This is a genomic window from Halomonas sp. TD01 (assembly GCF_923868895.1).
Classification (GTDB): Bacteria; Pseudomonadota; Gammaproteobacteria; order Pseudomonadales; family Halomonadaceae; genus Vreelandella.
In genome coordinates, this window is the sequence record NZ_OV350343.1 from 2,166,178 (window position 1) to 2,186,676 (window position 20,499).

The window sequence follows — 20,499 nt, forward strand, 5'->3', positions numbered from 1 at the left end:
GGCCCTTTCAAAAACACTTCGTGCGGTATCTCCCTTACGCTAGACACACTGAAACAGCCTAACGAGACGTTGGGCTGCTTACCTATATTTATTGCAATATTTTATGTGCAACGGTTTGTCGCCCACGATTGGCTTCACCGTAACTGGCTGCAACCTGGGGAGGTGCCCATGACCACACTATCGACCACGCTCACTAAGCGCTTGGAAGATCCGCGTCTGTTCCGGCAGTACGCCTACGTAGACGGTAAATGGACCCACGGTGATGGCGGCCGCGAAGAAGCGGTGTATGACCCCGCGACAAATGAAGCCATTGGCCATATTCCGTTGCTAGAAGCCGAACAAATTACTGCCGCCGTAGATGCCGCTGAAGCCGCTTTTGTACAGTGGCGCGCCCTTCGCGCCGACGAACGCTGCGAACGTTTGCTGGCTTGGTACGATTTGATTCAAGCCAACCGTGAAGATTTAGCCACCATCATGACGTTGGAGCAGGGTAAGCCCTTGCCCGATGCCCGTGGTGAAGTAGAGTACGGTGCAAGCTTCGTGCGTTGGTTCGCTGAAGAAGGTAAACGCACCTACGGCGAAACCATTCCCAGCCATATTCCCAACGCATCACTGGGCACCATTAAGGAGCCGGTAGGTATTGCGGCGATGATTACACCGTGGAACTTCCCGCTGGCCATGATTACCCGCAAAGCAGCGGCGGCACTCGCTGCAGGCTGCCCGGTGATCATCAAGCCTGCCAATGAGACGCCGTTCTCTGCGCTGGCACTGGCAGAACTTGCCGAGCGAGCTGGGATTCCAGAAGGTATTTTTAATGTCGTGCTGGGCGATCCTGCAGAAGTTTCTAAAATTCTGTGCAGCGAGCCGCGTATCCGAGCGCTGTCTTTCACAGGCTCCACCCGTGTCGGCCGTTTGTTGATTGAGCAGAGCGCAAATACGGTCAAACGTCTATCGCTGGAACTAGGTGGCAACGCGCCGTTTATCGTTGGTCCGGATATGGACCCCAAAGAGGCAGCCTATGCCGCAGTGTCGGCCAAATTTCAAACGGCTGGGCAAGACTGTCTAGCAGCCAACCGCATTCTGGTTCACGAATCCATCCACGATGAATTTGTTGAGCAATTTACCGAGCGTATGGCCGCACTTACCGTGGGGAATGGCTTGCATGGAGAAGTTGACCTTGGTCCGCTGATTCACCGTCAGGCTGTCGAAAAAGCAGCATCGATTGTCGATGATGCGATTTCCAAAGGCGCCACTATGATAGCGGGTGACCAAAGCCAAGCGCCCGGCGAAAACTTCTTTATGCCGGTGCTGTTGACCAATGTGACACCGCAAATGAAAGTTTGGCGCGAAGAGAACTTTGCACCTGTGGCCGGTATTACCGCTTATAGTACCGACGACGAAGTCATTGAAATGGCCAATGACACTGAATACGGCTTAGCGGCTTATATCTATACCCATGATATTCGCCGTATCTGGAAGCTAATGCGTGCGCTGGAATACGGCATGGTTAGCGTCAACTCGGTGAAAATGACAGGTCCGCCGGTGCCTTTTGGTGGCGTGAAACAGTCCGGCCTTGGCCGTGAAGGCGGCGCTACAGGTATCGATGAGTATTTAGAAACAAAGTACTACTGCCTGGGAGCCTTGGGCTCAGTGTCTGGTAGTTAACAGCACACAGTTATCCAATCAGTTTCACTAATTTAAAGCATCCTCCCCACACAGTGGGGAGGTTTACTGTATAGAGAGAACGTTATGAGCTTGCATCAGGATCTGATCGAACGCGACCGTAAAGTCACTTTTCACGCCTCTACCCACCTTCGCGACTTCGCCCAAGGCGACTTGCCTGGTCGTGTTATCACTGGCGGCAAAGGCATTAATATCGTAGACAAAGATGGCCGTGAGTTTATCGACGGTTTTGCGGGCCTTTACTGCGTTAATATCGGCTATGGTCGCACTGAAGTTGCCGAAGCGATCTATAAGCAAGCGCTAGAACTTTCTTATTACCACACCTATGTGGGTCACTCGAACGAGCCGCAGATCGAGCTTTCTGAGCGTATTCTGAAAATCGCTGGCATGAACATGTCCAAAGTTTACTACGGCATGTCAGGCTCTGATGCGAACGAAACACAGCTCAAAATTGTGCGCTACTACAACAACGTGCTAGGTCGTCCGCAGAAGAAAAAAGTGATCTCGCGCATGCGCGGTTACCACGGCTCCGGCATCGCTTCTGGTTCACTAACCGGTCTTAAAGCGTTCCACGACCATTTTGACCTGCCAATCGATACCATTCGCCACACTGAAGCACCGCACTACTATCTGCGCGCGGCAGAGCAGCACGGTATGACAGAACGCGAGTTTTCTGCCTACTGTGCCGATAAGCTGGAAGCGATGATTCTGGAAGAAGGCCCCGACACCGTTGCGGCATTTATCGGTGAGCCTGTTCTGGGAACGGGTGGTATCGTGCCCCCGCCAGAAGGCTATTGGGATGCAATTCAAGCAGTGCTAAACAAGTATGACGTACTATTGATTGCCGACGAGGTCGTGTGTGGCTTTGGCCGTACCGGCTCTGACTTTGGTAGCCACCACTACAACATGAAGCCTGACTTGGTCACCATCGCTAAAGGGCTAACCAGTGCGTACCAGCCACTTTCTGGCGTGATTGTTGGCGACAAAGTATGGAAAGTGCTGGAACAGGGTACCGGAGAGTTTGGCCCCATCGGTCATGGTTGGACCTATTCAGGTCACGCACTAGGGTGTGCCGCTGGTCTTGCTAACTTGGATATTATCGAACGCGAAAATCTAGTGGGTAACTCTGCTGAAACTGGCGGTTACTTCCAGCAGCAGCTCAAGGCCACCTTTGAAGGCCACCCATTGCTGGGCGACGTACGCGGTGTTGGCCTAATGGCCGCTCTCGAGTTCTCACCAGACGCCAAACAGCGTCTGCATTTCGACCCGGCGTTGAAAGTTGGCCCGCGTGTTGCCGCAGCGGCAATGGAAGAAAACTTGATTGCTCGTGCGATGCCACAGGGCGATATTCTGGGCTTTGCACCGCCATTGACCATTAACCGTGGTGAAGTTGACGAGATGATTGGTCGCGCCAAGCGTGCCATTGACCGCGTTACCGATGAGCTGGTGCGTTCAGGTGATCTTAAAACCGGTGAGCAAGAAGCCGCCTTTACGATTTAATAGCGCTTAACGCTCTCCAAACGCCGTTGCCTATATCGCAGCGGCGTTTTTGTTTTTGATAAGGGCAGCTATGCTAAATGCATGAGATCACTTATCTCCCATCATTATTCGACCCATTAGACTAGGAGCTATCATGCAACCGGTACTCGCTTTTGATGTATACGGCACGCTCATTGATACCCAAGGGGTAACGGTTGAGCTAGAACGACGCCTTAGTGATGTCTCCAAAGCTGAGGAATTCGCTAAACGCTGGCGGGAAAAACAGCTGGAATACAGCTTTCGCCATGGCTTGATGGGAGCCTATGTACCGTTTTCAGAGTGCACCCGCGAGGCATTAGTTTTCACTGATCGCGCAATGCAGAGCGGTCTCACTGATAACGATCATGACCACTTGATGGCGGTTTATGCGGAGTTACCTGCATTCCCCGACGTGGTGCCTGCCCTAGACCAACTGCGTGATGCAGGAATTCGCTGTGTGGCATTTTCTAACGGCACCCAAGAAGCTGTTACTAAGCTGTTGGCCCGCGCAGGCGTGGAGAGCCATATGGATGCAGTGGTGAGTGTCGATGATGTAAAACGCTTCAAGCCCGACCCCGCGGTATATGCTTATTTGCGCACACGTTTAGAAGCGCGCCCTGAACATACATGGCTAATTTCCAGCAATCCTTTTGATGTGATTGGAGCAACGCATGCAGGCTTACACAGCGCCTGGGTGCGCCGCCACCCTGATGCGCCGTTCGACCCCTGGGGTGGAGAGCCAGACATGACTATCGCTGATCTTGAATCCTTCGCCTACCGCTTACTTAAATAACGGTATCCCACATATTAAGGAGATTGTATGCGTTTTGCTTACTATGCCGCAGTAGCTGCCCTATCAATCATGGCTCAACCTGCATTAGCATCCTCTTCAATGGGAATTGAGCATGTTGATAGTGAGAGCTCATTTGAGCAGGTAACCGGCCAGCTTAGCTCAGCACTTGAGGAAAAAGGGCTTATGTTGGTGGCAAGTATTGATCATGCTAAAAATGCTGCCAACAACGAGCTGTCGCTGCCTGCCACCACGACGTTTATTTTCGGTAATCCTAACGTTGGCACCCCGATGATGCAGTGTAATGGCAGCGTCGCGTTAGATTTGCCGCAAAAAATGGTCGTGCGCGAAACAGATGATGGCGTGCGTATCGAATGGAATGACCCGCATTATCTCGCCGAGCGCCACCGCCTGGAGGAGTGCGATTTACCGCTCGATAATGTGGCTAATGTATTGCGCGATGTGGCCGAAAGTGCGGCTCAGTAGTATCGTGAACGCAGCAGCGTAAAGGCTGTCAATATGCCCAATGGCCGCGCATAATGATGGCCTTTTAATCAGTTAGGAAGCTAGCATGTCGGAAAAAATTTATTGTATCGCCAGCTTTAAGCCCAAAGCTGGAAAAGAAGAAGCGGTATTTAAAGCGCTGCAATCATTAGAGCCAAACACCCATCGCGAAGACGCTTGTATTCACTACACTGTGACTCGGCAAATCGATAACCCGTTTGCCCAGGGCACCAGCTACCCAATCGTGTTTCATGAAATTTGGGCTAGCCGTGAAGAGTTTGAAGCCCACTGTCAGCGCAAAGAGATTCAAGATTTTTTCGCTAAGCACGTCGAATCACCCGACGGCGATATTGAAGATGCCAATGTGTGTGTTTATACCGACGAACCGTGGAATTTTGATGCTCCCAAGGTGTAAAAAGCACTAAAGGTGTAGAATAAGTAAGCGTTGTACCAAGATGACGGAGCCAACATGACTGAAAAGAAAATGAACGTTGAAAGCTTTAACTTGGATCATACCAAGGTAAAAGCACCTTACGTGCGTTTGGCCGATATTAAAGAAGGCCAAAATGGCGACCGTATTCACAAGTATGATCTGCGTATTTGCCAGCCCAACAAAGAGCACATGGAGATGCCCGCGCTGCACTCCCTGGAGCACTTGATGGCTGAGATGTCGCGTAATCACACCGACAAAGTGGTTGATATCAGTCCGATGGGTTGCCAAACCGGTTTTTACATCGCGATGATTAACCACGATGATTATGACGGCGTGCTAAGCATTATCGAGCAAACACTCAACGACGTGCTGACCGCCACAGAAGTGCCCGCCTGCAATGAGATGCAGTGTGGCTGGGCCGCTAGCCACAGCCTGGAAGGTGCCCAAAAGCTAGCCAAAGGCTTGCTGGCTAAGCGCAGTGAGTGGACCGAAGTATTTGCTTAAACGGTCAATGTAAGCACGTAATATCGGTAATACGCCTCCTTATTGGGGGCGTTTTAGTGTTAGTCCATTAACCAATGGAAAACGCCGAATAACGGTGACATGCTGGCACCACAAGCACACTCACTGGCTGGCGGGGCATTGAAATGCTATTGGATACGTGGCTGTTATACCTAGTCGCCTGCATAGGCTTATCGCTTTCGCCAGGGCCGAACGGTCTGCTTGCGCTTACTCATGGTGCATTGCATGGCAGCCGTAAAACGCTCTTTACCATCGCCGGTGGTGCTACTGGGTTCATCCTGATTATTGCCTTGTGCCTATTTGGCATTGGTGCACTGCTCAAGTCATCAGTAATTTGGCTAACCGTATTGAAATGGGTAGGCGGGGCTTACCTTGTTTGGTTGGGTATTCAGCTATGGCGCTCACCGCCCATTAATGGGGAAATTGATGTAACGGCTAGTCGCGCAAGCGGGTGGCATCTGTATCGTCAAGGTACGTTATCCTCGATTACCAACCCTAAAGTACTGCTGTTTTTCAGTGCGTTTCTGCCCCAGTTTATCGACCCGCAAGGTAGTTTAATCCTGCAGTTTTTTGTGCTGGCAGGCACCTTTGTGGCTATTGAATGCATAGTTGAAGGCCTGCTTGCCAATATGGCTAACCGGATTCGCCACTGGTTGAAGCACGTAGGCCGCGGCTTTAATCGCACTTGTGGTGGAATTTTCATCGCCATTGGTGCGGCGCTTCCGTTAAGAGCGTGAAGTGTAAAAGTGCCGCTATTGCTAATGGTTAAACATGGGGGAAGGCATAGAAGGTAAGGCATAGAACATCACTGCTCTATCAGTAGAGCAGTGATGTTTAAGCGATTTAAACCACGACGGTGTTATTTGATCAGGTTATTGCGTGGCTTGAAAATTCTCAGCAGCTGCTTCTAGTACGGCTAACGCTGATTCGGCATCTTCAAACCCTAGACCTTCCATACCACCATCAGGGCCTTTGTAATTTGCAAACCAGATATCAACAATCTGAATCGCCCCAGGTTTCATAGACACCTCCAGGCCCTATACTAAAGGTATCTAGGAGGAACCATGAGCCATCCCCGCTACACTGAAGAATTCAAAATCGAAGCCGTCAAACAAGTGGTAGAGCGCGGCCATCGCGTGGCCGAGGTCGCTGAGCGGCTAGGCGTGTCAGGTCACAGCCTGTACAACTGGATTAAGCGATACGATAAGCCGGTAGAACAACGGCAAGAGGATGATGATCTCCAAGCTGAAAACCGTCGTTTGAAGGCCGAACTCAAACGCGTATTAGAAGAGCGAGACATATTAAAAAAGGCCACCGCGTACTTCGCCAGGGAGTCCGACTGAGGTACGCGTTTATTCAAAATTATTCGAGCCAATATTCGGTACGTCGCTTGTGTCAGATGATGGCAGTGCACCCCAGCGGTTACTACGCATGGTGTAAAAAAGCGCTCTCTAATCGAGCGCGGGAAGATGAGCGCTTGCTGGGATTGATCAAGCACTCCTGGCTTGAAAGCGGCGGTGTATATGGCTATCGCAAGGTCTACCAGGACTTGCGTGAAGCTGGCGAAGCTTGTGGGAAGCACCGTGTGGCGCGTCTTATGAATAGGGAAGGTTTACGCTCTCAGACGGGCTATCGACGACGCCCTGGCGGCTATGGCGATGGGAAACCGACTGCCGTATCCCCTAACCATTTAGACCGTCAGTTTGAAGTAACAGCGCCAAATATTGCTTGGGTGACGGACATCACGTACATCCGCACTTACGAAGGCTGGCTTTACCTATCGGTAGTTATCGACCTGTTTTCCCGTCAAGTGATTGGCTGGTCGATGAAGTCTCGCATGACTACGGAGTTGGCACTGGATGCTTTGTTATCAGCAGTCTGGCGACGCAAGCCACAAGGAACGGTGATGGTGCATTCGGATCAAGGGAGCCAGTTTAGCAGTGGAGACTGGCAAAGCTTTCTGAAAGCGAATTGCTTGGTAGGCAGTATGAGCCGACGTGGTAACTGTCATGACAACGCCGTTGCTGAAAGCTTCTTTCAACTTCTCAAGCGGGAGCGAATCAAGCGACAGATTTATTCAACACGCGAAGCGGCTAGACGTGACGTGTTCAATTACATTGAAATGTTTTACAACCCAAAGCGCCGACACGGCACAAGTGATAACTTGTCACCGGTTGATTATGAAAGGCGTTACTTTAAGAGCCTAACGGGTGTCTAAAATATCCGGGGCGATTCAATCTGGCTAACACCAGGGAACTCACTATCGAGTTGCTGCATACTTTCAATATGAGCAAACGGTGAATCCTGGGTAAGTACTGCCACCAGTTTGTCGTCTTGTTCACCGTCATCTAGCATTTTTAAAACGCCAATGACGCGGACATCAACGACTGCACCGCGCGGTATCGCCTGACCTAATACGATGACATCCAATGGGTCACCATCACCCCCAAGTTCTTTGGGCAGGGCAGTACCAGGAATGGCGCCGTAATTTCCGGGGTAACCCAAGTAATTCACGACGCGCGGCTCGCCGTCTTTATACTCCCAATAAACCGCGTTTGGGTCTTCTTTGCTAACTTCCCATTTGGCAGATGTGCCTGTTGGTATCTCGATAATGGCGTTAGCAAAACCATTGCTATTAATGGCATCCATCGCCATTAAATCGTGATTGCCCACAATGTTGAAATCATCTTTCAGGGTCATGTTTGAGGTATAAGGCGTTGTTTCAGAAAAAGCTAAATTGCCTAATGACTCTGCATGCGCTGCGGACGTTAACATTGAGATGCTTATGACACCTGCAAGTAATAGTTTGTTATGCATGATCATTCCCATGAGCGATTTAATTTATCAAACCTTATCAGGGGGGAATGACGGATTAGTGACAAGTTCAAGGCGTTAAGCGGGATCAATGGTTAGCAGTAGCCGCTTTTGTCCTTCATCCAAAGAAGGGCTGCGGTGTACTAGGCCATGTTCTTCACAGCCTACCCAGCCACTGCCTTTTATTAACGCGATGTCACCAGCCTGCAAACGCTGAATGGCAGTTGGGTCGTTGATAATCTCGGGGCGACTAGGCGTTGGGGCACCCAGCCCTGCGCGGTTAATCGCATTTTCAGGCAACCACTCGCTGCCTGGGCCAACATAGGTGGTCACTAAACGTACTGGCAAGTTGTCGCAATGAAAACGTGGACACATCGCCGCCGTTAATAAGCGTAGTCGAATGCCCACAGTATCGGTATCAAACAGGAACGCGATGGCTTCAGCGACGGTTGCAACATCGTCAACCAGCGGCTCTCCTGCTGCTGGTTCAGGTAGCTTACGGCGTAAATCATTTTTAAAGTCCTCTGTAGGGCTGCCAAGCCATGCGTATTGCCAGTCCCGCGAGGTCTGACACTGTGCGTTTGCGCTTAGCGCTACATCAGCGGGCAGGGCGCGTTGCAGAATGGCGATATTAATCTGCTCTTCAAAAATACGTGGCAGTACGCTGATGTCAGTATCCAGTGCGGCGTGTTGTGGTAGTACCCAAGATGCAGCCTGGTAAGAGTGTGGGGTGGGCATGTAGGTCTCCTGTTACGTTTAGCAGTGCATTAGCATTGAGAGGTTAGGTCGCAGAGCTCTATTTGTTATGTTATAACGTTTTTATCAATAGGAGGCCATACATTGCAACCCGATATCAATCAGTCAATAACTGCCAGAACAGATAGTGGCGCTGAATTCCTAGATGCAAAAAAAGCTGAGGAAGCTTTGCTGTTGACCTCATCAGCAGACGAGTACATGAATGCCGCACAGCTTGCGTTTTTCCGTCAGCGGCTTTTGAACGAACGTGCGGAGCTTGAGGCGCATTTAAACGAGGTGAAAACGGCTATCGCCTCCCATGAGAGAGATAGCGACGAGGCTGACCAGGCGTCGTTTGAGGAGGAGCTACGGTTGTCACTTCGCCAAGCAGATCGCGAAAGTCGGTTGATCAATAATATTGATGCAGCATTACAGCGTATCGAAAATGGTGAGTACGGCTTCTGTGAAGAAACTGGCGAGCCCATTGGTATTCAACGCCTACTTTTTCGTCCAACGGCAAAACTTTGCATTGAAGCAAAGGAGCGCCAGGAGCGTAAAGAGCACCATTTCCGCAAGGCAAGGGGGGAGTGATGCAGTTCTCCACGCTGACACCGGTTAACGTGCTGACCGGTTTTTTAGGTAGTGGCAAGACAACGCTACTCAATCGCTGGGTACGCCAAGCGTCAATGCGAAACACGCTAATCGTGATTAATGAGTTTGGTGATATTGGTCTTGATCATCAGTTGATTACGCAAAGTGATGAGCAAGCGGTGGTGGAGATGAGTAGCGGCTGTTTGTGCTGCACATTGCGAGGAGACTTGAGCCGCACGTTACAGCAGGCCATTGACGCGCTTCTGGCAGAAGGAAAGCCAGCACCTGCCCGTGTTGTCATTGAAACCACAGGTCTTGCCGATCCCGCACCGATTTTACAGCTGTTAATGACCGATCATTGGCTTGCTCACCGTTTCCAGTTGGATAGCGTGGTGTGCTGTGTAGACGCCGCGAACGGTGAGTCAACGTTGCAAGCGCATCGTGAGTCACAGCGTCAGGTAGCGATAGCAGACCGATTACTCATCACCAAAACTGACCTGGTCGACGAAGTCCGCCTAACACCACTGGCTAACCAACTGGCGTCCATCAATCCGGCAGCAGAGCAGTGGCAGGTAGTGAACGGTAATCTTTCGCCTGAGTTGTTGGTAGGCGCAGGGCTTTTGCGTCGCGATTCTCAACGATACCAGGTAGACCAGTGGCTTAAATCAGCACGTTATAGCGTTCTCTATGCCACAGATGTCGAGCATGAGAAGAGTCAGCAGAGTGTCAATAGCGCTGCTTTTATGCAGCCCACTAGTCAGCCAACGTTGACTCGTCATGGAGAGAATATCAATGCGTTTTGTTTTTGCGTCGAGGCGCTAATTACGCCAGAGGCTCTAGAAAATTGGCTAGATCTGTTGATGTTGCTGATGGGCGAGAAAATGCTACGCATTAAAGCAATTGTGCACCTTACCGATCGAGAGGAACCGTTGGCGTTGCATGGCGTCCAGCACATTTTTCATCCGCCGACGCCCCTGCCTATGCATTGTGTTAGTGACCGCATTTCTCGGTTTGTTTTCATTACTCAAAACGTCGCGCCTGCCACTGTGGGCGAGCTTTATAGTTTTTTCACACCCTCTGTCGCACCAACGATCTCATCAACGATCTCACCCACTAACGAGGCAATTTAATGACGGCTTTTACCTTACCTGATATTGCCCAACAACCGGCCCGTTTCCCGGGCACGCTTTCCTGGGTAGGTATGGAAGGCATTGCTTTGCCAGTACAGCTGGCGGGAAGCCAGGTAAACGCCAATGTGTCAGCCGGCGTTAGCCTTGAAGAAGCTGATGCTCGTGGTATCCATATGTCACGGCTGTATACCGCATTGGATGCATTAGAATACCAGCCACTAACGCCTACGTTACTTCATCGCGTTCTTGGCACCTTTTTGGAGAGCCACCAGGCGTTATCTGAGAGCGCTTACCTAACGTTTAGTGGGGACGTGTTGCTTAAGCGTGATGCGCTCATCAGCCCTTTGTCAGGTTGGAAAGGCTACCCGTTTACACTGCGCAGCCAGCTCACACCGTCAGGTTTCAAGGTAGAGCTAGACGTATGCGTTGGTTACTCCTCAACATGCCCCTGTTCCGCTGCATTAGCGCGGCAGCTAATTCAGCAAGCGTTTGCGGAAGATTTTGAAGAGATACCGTTAACCAAGCAGGCCGTACTTGCGTGGTTGGGGAGTGAAGAGGGCGTTCTCGCGACGCCGCATAGCCAGCGCAGCGTCGCTCACTGTTCCATACGGCTGGCGGGTAACGGTGAAATACCGCTTGCTGAGCTTATTGAGCGTATTGAAAACGCCCTGGGGACAGCGTTACAGACAGCGGTTAAACGTATCGATGAGCAGGCATTTGCCCTTGCCAATGGCCAGAATCTGATGTTCTGTGAAGATGCGGCAAAGCGCCTAGATCGAGCGCTGAGAAAGATGGCTGATATTTCAGGCTTCCAGCTAAAGGTGGTTCATGCTGAAAGTTTGCACGCCCACGATGCGGTAGCGAGATGCGAATGGCAGTGGTGAGAAATGTCGTTAGCAGGTTGAATGAAAATAAAGATGTCAAAAGGTGTGTTTGCTCATTGACACTAGGCTCCCGTGGCCTTATATACGACGCATCATCCATCACTATGAGCTCTCATGTTCCTTCTCATCACGATTGCTACCATTTCAATCGCGCTCTCCTTTCTGTGTTCTATCCTTGAAGCGGCGCTGCTGTCTATTACGCCAAGCTATATCGCCAAGCAAAAAGAAGATAATCCCAAACTTCATGCAGCGCTGACCAAGCTAAAAACGCATATTGATCGGCCGTTGGCCGCGATCTTAACTCTCAACACCATTGCGCATACCGTCGGTGCAACGGCAGTGGGGGCGCAGGCCGCGGTCGTGTTTGGCGAAGCATCTATTGCCATTGTGTCTGCCGTCATGACCATGCTGATTTTAGTTCTTTCCGAAATTATTCCGAAAACGATTGGTGCTACCTATTGGCGAGGTTTATCCCCCGTGTTGCCACGGCTACTGAACCCTATGATCATTGGATTGCTACCGTTTATCTGGATGTCCGAACAGATTACGCGCCGTTTAGGAAAGTCAGAACATGACGTTGATTTGCGCGATGAAATTAAAGTGCTGGCGCGGGTAGGTTTGGAAGAGAAAGTATTGGATGCGGATGAGTCACGCACCATTATTAACATGCTGAATTTGCATGAAATTGCGGTCAATAAAGCGATGACGCCCCGTACTGTCTGTGAAACGGTGTTACCTAATATGACGGTTAAGGAGTTTGACGAGCAGTATGGCAAAACGCCATTCACTCGTTTCCCCGTGATGGATAACGGCGAGCAGGCATTTGGTTATGTGCATAAGGCTGATATGTATCACGCTGATGACGCCAAAACCATGCGTGAACTGATGCATCCGATTGGCAGTGTAGACGTTTCGAACAATGTCGAGCAGGTGTTTACGTCGATGTTAAAAGACCATCTGCATATGCGGGTGGTCTATGATGAACACGGCACTTTTGTGGGCCTTATCACCCTGGAAGACATTATTGAGACTATATTAGGTCAAGATATTGTCGATGAAACCGACAGTGTGGCGAACTTGCGCCATTATGCAAAACAGCGCTGGGTAAAACGCATTAAGCGGGAAGAGAAAGACGACAAGTCGCTTGATTGAATACAGCGTGTGTATCATTGCTATAGTACAAAACGTTCTATAGTGAAGGCGTTGAAAGTCATATAAGGTATTAAGGTCACTTGACCCTAATGAGGAGGAACGATGTCATTACGTATCAATTCGGTAGTGCCAGATTTCGAAGCAGAAACTAGCCAAGGCCCGATTCGTTTTCATGACTGGATTGGCGATAGTTGGGCAATCCTGTTTTCTCACCCTAAAGATTTTACCCCAGTATGTACCACCGAATTTGGTGCTGTTGCTACCCTCAGCGCAGAATGGAAAAAGCGCGGCACCAAGGTCATTGGCGTTTCTGTGGATGGCGTAGAAGACCACAAACGCTGGGGTGACGACATCCAATCCGTTAGCGGCAGTGAAGTCGACTTTCCGATCATCGCTGATGACGGGCTAACCGTATCGAAGCTTTACGACATGCTGCCAGAAGAAGCTTATCTACCTGATGGCCGCACACCAGCCGACAGTGCCACTGTTCGCTCGGTGTTTATTATCGGGCCAGATAAGCAACTGAAACTATCCATGACCTATCCCATGACAGTAGGGCGTAATTTTGCCGAAATTTTGCGTGCACTAGATGCCCTGCAAACCACGGCACAACATGGTGTTGCCACGCCTGCTGATTGGACGATTGGTCAGGATGTTATCATTCCGCCGAGCGTGTCAGATGAAGATGCCAAGCAGAAATTCGGTGAGTTCGAGGCAGTTCTGCCGTACCTGCGTAAAACGAAATTGCGTTAATTAGTTAACGCTGTCTCGTTTAAGACTGAAAAACTCGCCATGAAAATGGCGAGTTTTTTCTTATGAAGGTGCTAAAGCGAGCCGTTCGATAGAGTGAGATACATTCTGCGCGCCTTGTAAAATTTCACTCACAATTGACGCTATTTCTTTAACACTCGTTTGACTGGTTTCACCCTGCTTGACCACTTGCTGCATTGCCTGGGTGGTGCGTGCGACAAGTGCATTATTTTCTTTTAGAACTCGAGTGATTTCGCTCACCGCTTCACTTGACCCTTTGGCTAACTGGCGTACTTCGTTTGCTACAACAGCAAATCCACGACCCTGTTCACCCGCTCTTGCTGCCTCCACCGCTGCATTTAATGAAAGCAAGTTTGTTTGGCTGGCAATTTGCGCGATTGATGCAGTAATTTTGTTAATCTGCTCCGCTTGTTGGTTTAGCGCAGTGATTAGCTGCTGTGCTTCGTTGAGCGTATGGGCGACATGTTGTGAGTCAGAAAGCACAGTTTGCAGATGGGTTAACCCATTTTGGGCAATTCGCTCGGTCTGGCTAGACGATGCTTGGGCGCTGCTTACCGTGGCTTTAGCAGCTTCTGTTGCCAGCATTGCTTGGGTGATATCGGTAGCAAATTTAACCACCTTTACCACGTTACCTTCGTCATCAAAGATAGGGTTATAAGTAGCTTCCAGCCAAACGGTGTCTCCTTTGGCATTTAGGCGTAAAAACTTACCCTGTTTATACTCCCCTTGGCTTAAGCGTTGCCAGAAGTCTGGGTGTTTTCGGTAAAAATCACTATCGCAGAAAAGTCGGTGATGCTCGCCACGAATTTTGTGCAGTGGGTACCCCATTGCTTGTTCAAAATTAGTGTTGGCATCCAGAATATAGCCGTCGGTTGTGAATTCAATCACTGCCATTGAGCTATTTAGAGCTTGAAGAATGGAGCGTTCGCTAGCGGCGTTTTGGTGCTCTTTGGTCACGTCGTTGGCTACTTTAAAAATCTGCACAACCTTGCCACGTCGATTCTTAATCGGTAAATAGGTAGCCTCAAGCCATACTTCTTCGCCAAGTGCATTCACGCGCCGAAAGCGCCCCTGTTGGCTTTCACCGGCTGCAAGTGATTTCCAAAAATCATCATATTGACGGTTGGACGTTTCTTCAGGAAAACAAAAAATACGGTGATGATGTCCCTTAATGTCAGCTAATGAGTAACCCATAGAGGCTAAAAATTGCTCACTAGCCTCTTGGATAATGCCTTCCGATGAAAAGTAGATACAAGCAGTATGTTGGTTTAGGGCGCTACGTAAGGCGTCAGAAGTAAAATATGCGAGCATTGGTAGTCCCTTAAATCTGGTCTGTTGTTATCCGTGAATAGGTTGATAATAGATCAGATCTTAATAAAAGGCACTTACTTGTAATGGATTTGTATAAAAATAAAGAGAGATAGGGTGCCAGCGTTGTCTAACTATTTGGGCATGCCGGGGGAGTGTGAAGGCTAGAAAAGCCTAGTTGGGTAAACCACGCGGTGGCGTTGCCGCCTGTATTATCACCATCGCTCATTAAGGCTATGCCGCTGATTTGGCTAGGGGCACTGCCAAAAAGTGCTTGGTAGTCAGCACGGACATCGCGTACTTCTGCCACCCATTCCCCAACCGCGCTATTGCCACTTTGCAAGGCCATCAGTTGCGCTCGGTCAGTAAATGCATTTGGCCACGAAGCACCCTGGGGTTGAGTAGAGGCCCAGACATAGTTAACCGATTCGATCTGCCAAGGCAGAATGCCCGTCTTGTGAGCTACGTAAACCCGTGCGGGATAGTCATCGCCCGCTTTGGTCGTTTCATCAACGCCCGGATAGGTTGAGTCTACTTGCCAGCACCAGTGAAGATAGGGCGTTTCATTTAAATCAATATCGCGCTCGAGGTAGCGTGCCGAGGCCTGCCCCTGAGCATTGACTTCAAGCACCCGTTGGCCTGATTTTTCAACAATTGAATAGCGTGTTTCGCCTTCAAAGCTACGAGTGGGCCAAGTCATGATTTGGTTGGGTGTAAAGCGTATCTCTTGACCATTGGCCACAGAAAACAAGAATGGCGCGGAAACCAGGCATGTTACTACTGCTCTCTGCGCAGTTCTCTGTTTATGGAAAACGTTAGCGGGGTTCATGAGGCCCCTCGTTATCGGTTGATTGGTTTAACGTAGTGGGGTGGTGGCTGCCTATTGTATGAAGCAGGTCAAACTGGCGGGCACAGGCGCGGCAGGCGCTGCACATAGAGAGATGGATGCGGAGTGCAGCACGTTCGCGAAAAGTGAGTGCTCTATCTTGTTTAAATGACATCAAACGTGTTGCTTCACGGCACATTAGCATCGTTGTTGGCTCCTACTGAACCCAGCCGTTATCCAAGCACGCTCTTAACCTTAACCGTGCTCGGTGTAAGATAACCCAGCAGTTAGTTTCTGTTATGTCGAGTTCCTTACAAATATCCTGTGTCGATAATCCCATCAGTTCTCGTAAGGTAAATACTCGCGCGATACTGTCGGGTAGCGCTATTAAACAGGCATCGAACACTTGCCAGAAGTGCTGATTCTCTAAAATATGTTCAGGTTCTCCCCAGTCATGAGGACGGGCACTGGGCTGCCAATGCCCGTTTGATTTGAATAGCCGATCTAACGTGTCCTCGTCTATTGAGTCATTTAGCGGCTGCCAGCGTCCCTGTTTTTTTTGCTGACGCAAATGGTCAAGAAGCTTAAATTTTAAGATGCCAAATACCCAGGTTTCAAATTCTGAGCGCCCTTCAAATGAACCGGTTTTTTCAAACGCGGTGAGTAACGTTTCCTGAACGGCATCTTCGGCGGCAGCATTCTCCCTAAGCTGCAAGCGTGCAAATGCAAGCAGGCGAGGACGGATAAGACTGAAGTGTTCTGCAGTTTGATGAGAGGAGATAGGCAATGTGAGCTTCCCTAAGCTAATAAAAGTCAGGCTTAAAGCTCAAAGATCCCATCACCGCGTAAAATACGCTGCGGTGATGGGGGAGAAGCGCTTGAACAGTTAAGCGGTTAAGTGCTCTACGAGCGCTTGGGCAAACGTATCGGTGGTGCCGGTGCCGCCCATGTCGGGTGTCACCATGTCGCGGCGCGTTTCCAACACTGCACGAATTCCGTGACGAATAGCGTCGCCTTTTTCGTTCATGCCCAAGTGTTCGAGCATTTGGGCGGCTGCCAGCAGTAAGGCGCAAGGGTTGGCAATTTTTTGTCCGGCAATATCCGGTGCTGAGCCGTGAACCGCTTCAAAAATAGCGGCTTTTTCGCCGATGTTAGCGCCTGGTGCCAAGCCTAAACCGCCGACTAACCCGGCACAGAGGTCGGAAAGAATATCGCCAAACAGGTTGGTAGTGACGACTACATCAAACTGGTGGGGGTTCATCACCAGCTGCATGCAGGCGTTATCCACAATCATTTCCTGGAATTCGATCTCTGGATACTCTTTAGCGATTTCCCGAGCGACATCCAAAAATAGGCCAGAGCTGGTTTTAATGATGTTAGCTTTGTGTACGGCGGTCACTTTTTTACGGCCGTTCTTTTTTGCTAGTTCAAACGCATAGCGAACAATACGTTCGGAACCATGGCGGGTCACCTTAATGACTGAAATGCCGGTATTGCCGTCATCAATCATTTCCTGGCCATCAGAGAGGTAGGCGCCTTCGGTGTTTTCCCGCACGGTAATCATATCGATGTCGTTGTAGCGCGAGCGCGTGCCGGGGAAACTGATAGCAGGGCGCACGTTGGCGTATAGGTCAAAGTGACGACGTAGCTGCACGTTGATGGAGGAGAAGCCTTTGCCAATGGGTGTGGTCAGCGGGCCTTTCAGGGCAATGCCGTATTTCTCAATGGCATCAAGCGATTCCTGAGGAATTAGCGTGCCGTGTTTTTCGAGCGCCGCCAGGCCAGCATCGATAAACTCATAATTCAGACCACACTCCAGCGCATCAAGCACGCGCAGGGTTGCATCCATAATTTCGGGGCCGATACCGTCGCCTTTAATCACCGCAATTGACTGGCTCATCATCTCTTTCTCCTCTTTGGCGGGCATATTCGGCACGTGAATGTGTGTGCCGCTTCAACATAAAACGTTGGCAACTGTCATCGTTTTTGGTGGCGCAATGGTACGCCACAATCAGGCGCGAGGTCACCCTGCCTAAGTAGAGGTGAGGGCGTGTTTGTGTGTCTCAGTGAGGACTACGAGAGTGGCGTGAGATGCAATGCGGCTATGATGCTGTTAGAATATTGCGCTTTGTCGCACCTTGCTTATTTGCAACCGTACAGAATATTACTAATGACCGCATTTACTCACATCTATTCTGGGCTGATGACTCCGCCCTAGCTCCCTGCCTTTCTTAAGGCAATGGCTGCGCATTCATCGCGCTGTCATTGCTTTCTGGTACTTAAATTTAGCCGCGCTCATATCATGTAGTGCGTGGTCGTCTCAGTATCAAACGCCAGCTTATCTTCACAATAAAAAGTGGTACATCCTCAGCGTGCCAATGCTTGGTGGCGTTGTCTGCCCGCTTTTGGCCAATCTTCAAACCTTAACCATGGACCCTTCGCATGTACGAAAAGTTTAAACAATCTTGGCTTTCTAACCTCAAGGGCGACACCCTTGCGGGGATTGTCGTTGCGCTTGCGCTGATTCCTGAAGCCATTGCATTCTCAATTATTGCGGGCGTAGACCCCAAAGTGGGCCTTTATGCTTCCTTTGCGATCTGCGTCATCATTGCCTTCACTGGTGGGCGCTCGGGTATGATCTCTGCTGCAACCGGTGCCATGGCGTTGTTGATGATTACGCTGGTAAAAGAGCACGGTTTGGAGTACCTGTTGGCGGCCACGCTGCTTACTGGTGTACTACAGATTATTGCAGGCTACTTAAAGCTTGCTGAGCTAATGCGTTTTGTGTCTCGTTCGGTGGTTACCGGGTTTGTAAACGCGCTAGCAATTCTTATCTTTATGGCCCAATTGCCTGAGTTAACCGGCGTTACTTGGCATGTATATGTCATGACGATTGCAGGCTTAGCCATCATTTACGGTTTTCCCTATGTGCCTGTGGTTGGCAAAGCCATTCCATCGCCGTTGGTATGTATTGTCGTCCTCACTGTTGTTTACATGGTGACTGGCATGGAAATTCGCAGTGTAGGTGACATGGGTGAACTGCCGGATAGCTTGCCAATGTTTTTGTGGCCTGATGTGCCGCTGAATTTCGAAACATTAATGATCGTATTGCCCTACTCGCTAATGTTGGCCGTGGTGGGACTGCTGGAATCCATGATGACAGCCACCATTATTGACGATTTAACCGACACCAAAAGTGATAAAAACCGCGAGTGTAAAGGTCAAGGTATCGCTAATATCGGTGCTGGTTTGATCGGTGGTATGGCGGGGTGTGCGATGATTGGCCAATCAGTGATCAACATTAAATCGGGTGGCCGTCGCCGTACTTCAACGTTAATCGCTGGTATTGCGCTATTAATGATGGTGGTCTTCCTTGCTGATTGGGTCTCGCAGATTCCCATGGCAGCGTTGGTGGCAGTCATGATCATGGTGTCGATTGGTACCTTCAGTTGGGAATCGATTCGCGATCTGAAAAAACACCCGATGAGCACCAACGTTGTGATGGTAGCTACCGTTGTCGTAACAGTAGGCACACACAACTTGGCTATTGGCGTGTTTGTTGGTGTGCTGTTGGCGGCGATGTTCTTTGCTAACAAAGTCGGCAACATCATGTATATCGGCTCGAAAGAAGTAGAGCCCGGTAAAGAGCGTGAATACCAAGTGGTTGGCCAAGTGTTCTTTGCCTCTTCTGAGCGTTTTATTGCCGCCTTCGATTTTAAAGAGAGCATCGATAAGGTCACCATCAACCTTTCCCGTGCCCACTTCTGGGATATTACCGCTGTTCAGGCCCTGGACCGCGTGGTGATTAAGTTCCGCCGTGAAGGTACCGAGGTCGAACTAGTGGGCTTGAGTGAAGCCAGTGCCACCGTGGTAGATCGTTACGCGGTACACAACGATCCTGAAGCGGTTGAAAAGCTGATGGGCGGCCACTAACTACCGCAAGGAGAGCGATATGACTGAACATGTACTCGCCGCGATTGACGGCTCCCAATATGCAGAAAGCGTCTGTGACTACGCCGCCTGGGCAAGCTTGGCATTAAATGCCCCGCTTAGCTTTGTGCATGTGGTGGATAATCATTCTGTTGTACCAGAAGAACAAAATTTGTCAGGTAACCTAAGGTTTGGTGCCCGCGAGCGCTTGATGAAAGAGCTTTCCGAGCTTGATGAGCAGCGCGCCAAGGTGAACCGTGAGCAAGGCAAGCTCATGTTGGAAGCTGCTAAGGCACGGGCAGTGGAAGATGGGGTCGTTGATCCCATTGTTCGCCAGCTTAACGGCACGCTGGTCGAAACCTTGGTAGAGCTAGAGAAAGACATTCGTTTATTGGTGGTAGGCAAGCGTGGCGAAACGGCTCACCATGCCAGCGGCCACCTAGGTTCTAACCTTGAGCGTGTGGTGCGTGAAATGCACCGCCCAATTCTCATGGTGCCTAAAGCCTTTAAGCAACCTGAAAAGGTACTGATTGCGTTTGACGGTAGCAAAACTGCCCGGAAAGGGGTGGAGATGCTGGCGCGCTCGCCGTTATTTGCAGGTGCCGAATGCCATGTGCTGATTGTGGGTGCTGAAACTGCAGAGCACCGCAGCGAACTTGAGTGGGCGCTGACTACGCTACGCGACGCTGGCCACCAAGCCGAAGGCGCCATCCGCTCCGGTGAGGTAGACGACACCTTGCAAGCGTACGAGAAGGAGCATGCTATCGACCTTCTAGTGATGGGCGCCTATGGCCACTCGCGTATTCGCCACTTGCTGGTTGGTAGTACTACAACGGCGATGTTACGCGGTAGCCGAATACCGGTGCTGATATTGCGTTAAACAATACGCACGCTTTAACGCCGGTCAC

Annotated in this window: 23 protein-coding genes; 15 read left to right on the plus strand and 8 right to left on the minus strand. The window is 50.3% G+C overall.

Going from position 1 to position 20,499, the window contains the following annotated elements; translation table 11 throughout:
* Positions 1 to 168 precede the first annotated feature (168 nt).
* The 7 genes from L1X57_RS09775 to L1X57_RS09805 all read left to right on the plus strand — a co-directional run bounded on the left by L1X57_RS09775 (position 169) and on the right by L1X57_RS09805 (position 6,187).
* The gene (locus L1X57_RS09775; RefSeq protein ID WP_009721371.1) at positions 169 to 1,665 is read left to right on the plus strand and encodes an NAD-dependent succinate-semialdehyde dehydrogenase; all 1,497 of its coding nucleotides are present in this window, start codon (positions 169 to 171) and stop codon (positions 1,663 to 1,665) included.
* 84 nt (positions 1,666 to 1,749) lie between these two features.
* Positions 1,750 to 3,183, plus strand: coding sequence for an aspartate aminotransferase family protein (locus tag L1X57_RS09780; protein WP_009721372.1), 1,434 nt, complete (start codon positions 1,750 to 1,752; stop codon positions 3,181 to 3,183).
* Between the two features lie 133 nt (positions 3,184 to 3,316).
* Positions 3,317 to 3,994 (plus strand): haloacid dehalogenase type II, encoded by a 678-nt coding sequence (locus L1X57_RS09785; protein WP_009721373.1) that lies wholly within the window; start codon positions 3,317 to 3,319, stop codon positions 3,992 to 3,994.
* A 27-nt stretch (positions 3,995 to 4,021) separates the two neighbouring features.
* On the plus strand, positions 4,022 to 4,477 hold the full coding sequence (locus L1X57_RS09790; RefSeq protein WP_009721374.1) for a DUF302 domain-containing protein: 456 nt from the start codon (positions 4,022 to 4,024) through the stop codon (positions 4,475 to 4,477).
* An 85-nt stretch (positions 4,478 to 4,562) separates the two neighbouring features.
* Positions 4,563 to 4,910, plus strand: a complete 348-nt coding sequence (locus L1X57_RS09795; protein WP_009721375.1) for a putative quinol monooxygenase — start codon at positions 4,563 to 4,565, stop codon at positions 4,908 to 4,910.
* A gap of 54 nt (positions 4,911 to 4,964) precedes the next feature.
* Positions 4,965 to 5,432: an S-ribosylhomocysteine lyase gene (locus L1X57_RS09800; RefSeq protein ID WP_009721376.1), complete on the plus strand. Its 468-nt coding sequence runs from the start codon at positions 4,965 to 4,967 to the stop codon at positions 5,430 to 5,432.
* A gap of 143 nt (positions 5,433 to 5,575) precedes the next feature.
* The gene (locus L1X57_RS09805) at positions 5,576 to 6,187 is read left to right on the plus strand and encodes a LysE family translocator (protein WP_009721377.1); all 612 of its coding nucleotides are present in this window, start codon (positions 5,576 to 5,578) and stop codon (positions 6,185 to 6,187) included.
* A gap of 135 nt (positions 6,188 to 6,322) precedes the next feature.
* On the opposite strand, the gene L1X57_RS09810 is transcribed toward L1X57_RS09805, so the two are convergent.
* Entirely contained in the window at positions 6,323 to 6,472 is a 150-nt protein-coding gene (locus L1X57_RS09810) for a hypothetical protein (RefSeq protein ID WP_009721378.1), read from the minus strand.
* 42 nt (positions 6,473 to 6,514) lie between these two features.
* Here L1X57_RS09810 and L1X57_RS09815 point away from each other — a divergent pair.
* A protein-coding gene (locus tag L1X57_RS09815; protein ID WP_143759676.1) for an IS3 family transposase occupies positions 6,515 to 7,668 on the plus strand; the annotation gives its coding sequence in 2 pieces (ribosomal slippage) (positions 6,515 to 6,758 and positions 6,758 to 7,668; 1,155 coding nt in all).
* On the opposite strand, the gene L1X57_RS09820 is transcribed toward L1X57_RS09815, so the two are convergent.
* Together L1X57_RS09820 and L1X57_RS09825 are read right to left on the minus strand one after the other, a co-directional pair.
* Positions 7,665 to 8,267, minus strand: a complete 603-nt coding sequence (locus L1X57_RS09820; protein ID WP_009721381.1) for an inorganic diphosphatase — start codon at positions 8,265 to 8,267, stop codon at positions 7,665 to 7,667. The two genes, L1X57_RS09815 and L1X57_RS09820, sit on opposite strands and share 4 nt — an antisense overlap.
* 75 nt (positions 8,268 to 8,342) lie before the next feature.
* Positions 8,343 to 9,002: a DUF1826 domain-containing protein gene (locus L1X57_RS09825; protein ID WP_009721382.1), complete on the minus strand. Its 660-nt coding sequence runs from the start codon at positions 9,000 to 9,002 to the stop codon at positions 8,343 to 8,345.
* 102 nt (positions 9,003 to 9,104) lie between these two features.
* Between L1X57_RS09825 and dksA the strand changes: the two genes are divergently transcribed.
* The 5 genes from dksA (at position 9,105) to L1X57_RS09850 (ending at position 13,509) form a co-directional block, all read left to right on the plus strand.
* Positions 9,105 to 9,590, plus strand: coding sequence for an RNA polymerase-binding protein DksA (gene dksA / locus L1X57_RS09830; RefSeq protein WP_009721383.1), 486 nt, complete (start codon positions 9,105 to 9,107; stop codon positions 9,588 to 9,590).
* A complete protein-coding gene (locus L1X57_RS09835) occupies positions 9,590 to 10,720 on the plus strand; it encodes a CobW family GTP-binding protein (protein ID WP_009721384.1) in 1,131 nt (376 codons plus the stop codon). Before dksA ends, L1X57_RS09835 begins: the two co-directional genes overlap by 1 nt.
* Positions 10,720 to 11,604, plus strand: a complete 885-nt coding sequence (gene folE2, locus L1X57_RS09840) for a GTP cyclohydrolase FolE2 (protein WP_009721385.1) — start codon at positions 10,720 to 10,722, stop codon at positions 11,602 to 11,604. The genes L1X57_RS09835 and folE2 overlap by 1 nt, the downstream gene beginning before the upstream one ends.
* 114 nt (positions 11,605 to 11,718) lie before the next feature.
* The gene (locus L1X57_RS09845) at positions 11,719 to 12,756 is read left to right on the plus strand and encodes a CNNM domain-containing protein (RefSeq protein ID WP_009721386.1); all 1,038 of its coding nucleotides are present in this window, start codon (positions 11,719 to 11,721) and stop codon (positions 12,754 to 12,756) included.
* Positions 12,757 to 12,858: 102 nt separating this feature from the next.
* A complete protein-coding gene (locus tag L1X57_RS09850; RefSeq protein WP_009721387.1) occupies positions 12,859 to 13,509 on the plus strand; it encodes a peroxiredoxin in 651 nt (216 codons plus the stop codon).
* A gap of 60 nt (positions 13,510 to 13,569) precedes the next feature.
* On the opposite strand, the gene L1X57_RS09855 is transcribed toward L1X57_RS09850, so the two are convergent.
* The 5 genes from L1X57_RS09855 to L1X57_RS09870 all read right to left on the minus strand — a co-directional run bounded on the left by L1X57_RS09855 (position 13,570) and on the right by L1X57_RS09870 (position 17,561).
* On the minus strand, positions 13,570 to 14,838 hold the full coding sequence (locus L1X57_RS09855; RefSeq protein ID WP_009721388.1) for a methyl-accepting chemotaxis protein: 1,269 nt from the start codon (positions 14,836 to 14,838) through the stop codon (positions 13,570 to 13,572).
* 127 nt (positions 14,839 to 14,965) lie between these two features.
* Positions 14,966 to 15,535, minus strand: a complete 570-nt coding sequence (locus L1X57_RS09860) for a DUF3047 domain-containing protein (RefSeq protein WP_234667701.1) — start codon at positions 15,533 to 15,535, stop codon at positions 14,966 to 14,968.
* A gap of 115 nt (positions 15,536 to 15,650) precedes the next feature.
* The gene (locus L1X57_RS18805; protein WP_009721390.1) at positions 15,651 to 15,866 is read right to left on the minus strand and encodes a zf-HC2 domain-containing protein; all 216 of its coding nucleotides are present in this window, start codon (positions 15,864 to 15,866) and stop codon (positions 15,651 to 15,653) included.
* 12 nt (positions 15,867 to 15,878) lie between these two features.
* Positions 15,879 to 16,448 (minus strand): sigma-70 family RNA polymerase sigma factor, encoded by a 570-nt coding sequence (locus L1X57_RS09865; protein WP_009721391.1) that lies wholly within the window; start codon positions 16,446 to 16,448, stop codon positions 15,879 to 15,881.
* A 99-nt stretch (positions 16,449 to 16,547) separates the two neighbouring features.
* Positions 16,548 to 17,561 (minus strand): isocitrate dehydrogenase, encoded by a 1,014-nt coding sequence (locus L1X57_RS09870; protein WP_039868499.1) that lies wholly within the window; start codon positions 17,559 to 17,561, stop codon positions 16,548 to 16,550.
* 542 nt (positions 17,562 to 18,103) lie between these two features.
* On the opposite strand from L1X57_RS09870, the gene L1X57_RS09875 reads away from it, so the two are divergent.
* Complete coding sequence (locus tag L1X57_RS09875) at positions 18,104 to 19,594, plus strand: SulP family inorganic anion transporter (RefSeq protein ID WP_009721393.1); 1,491 nt, start codon at positions 18,104 to 18,106, stop codon at positions 19,592 to 19,594.
* A gap of 19 nt (positions 19,595 to 19,613) precedes the next feature.
* The gene (locus L1X57_RS09880; RefSeq protein ID WP_009721394.1) at positions 19,614 to 20,471 is read left to right on the plus strand and encodes a universal stress protein; all 858 of its coding nucleotides are present in this window, start codon (positions 19,614 to 19,616) and stop codon (positions 20,469 to 20,471) included.
* Positions 20,472 to 20,499 lie beyond the last annotated feature (28 nt).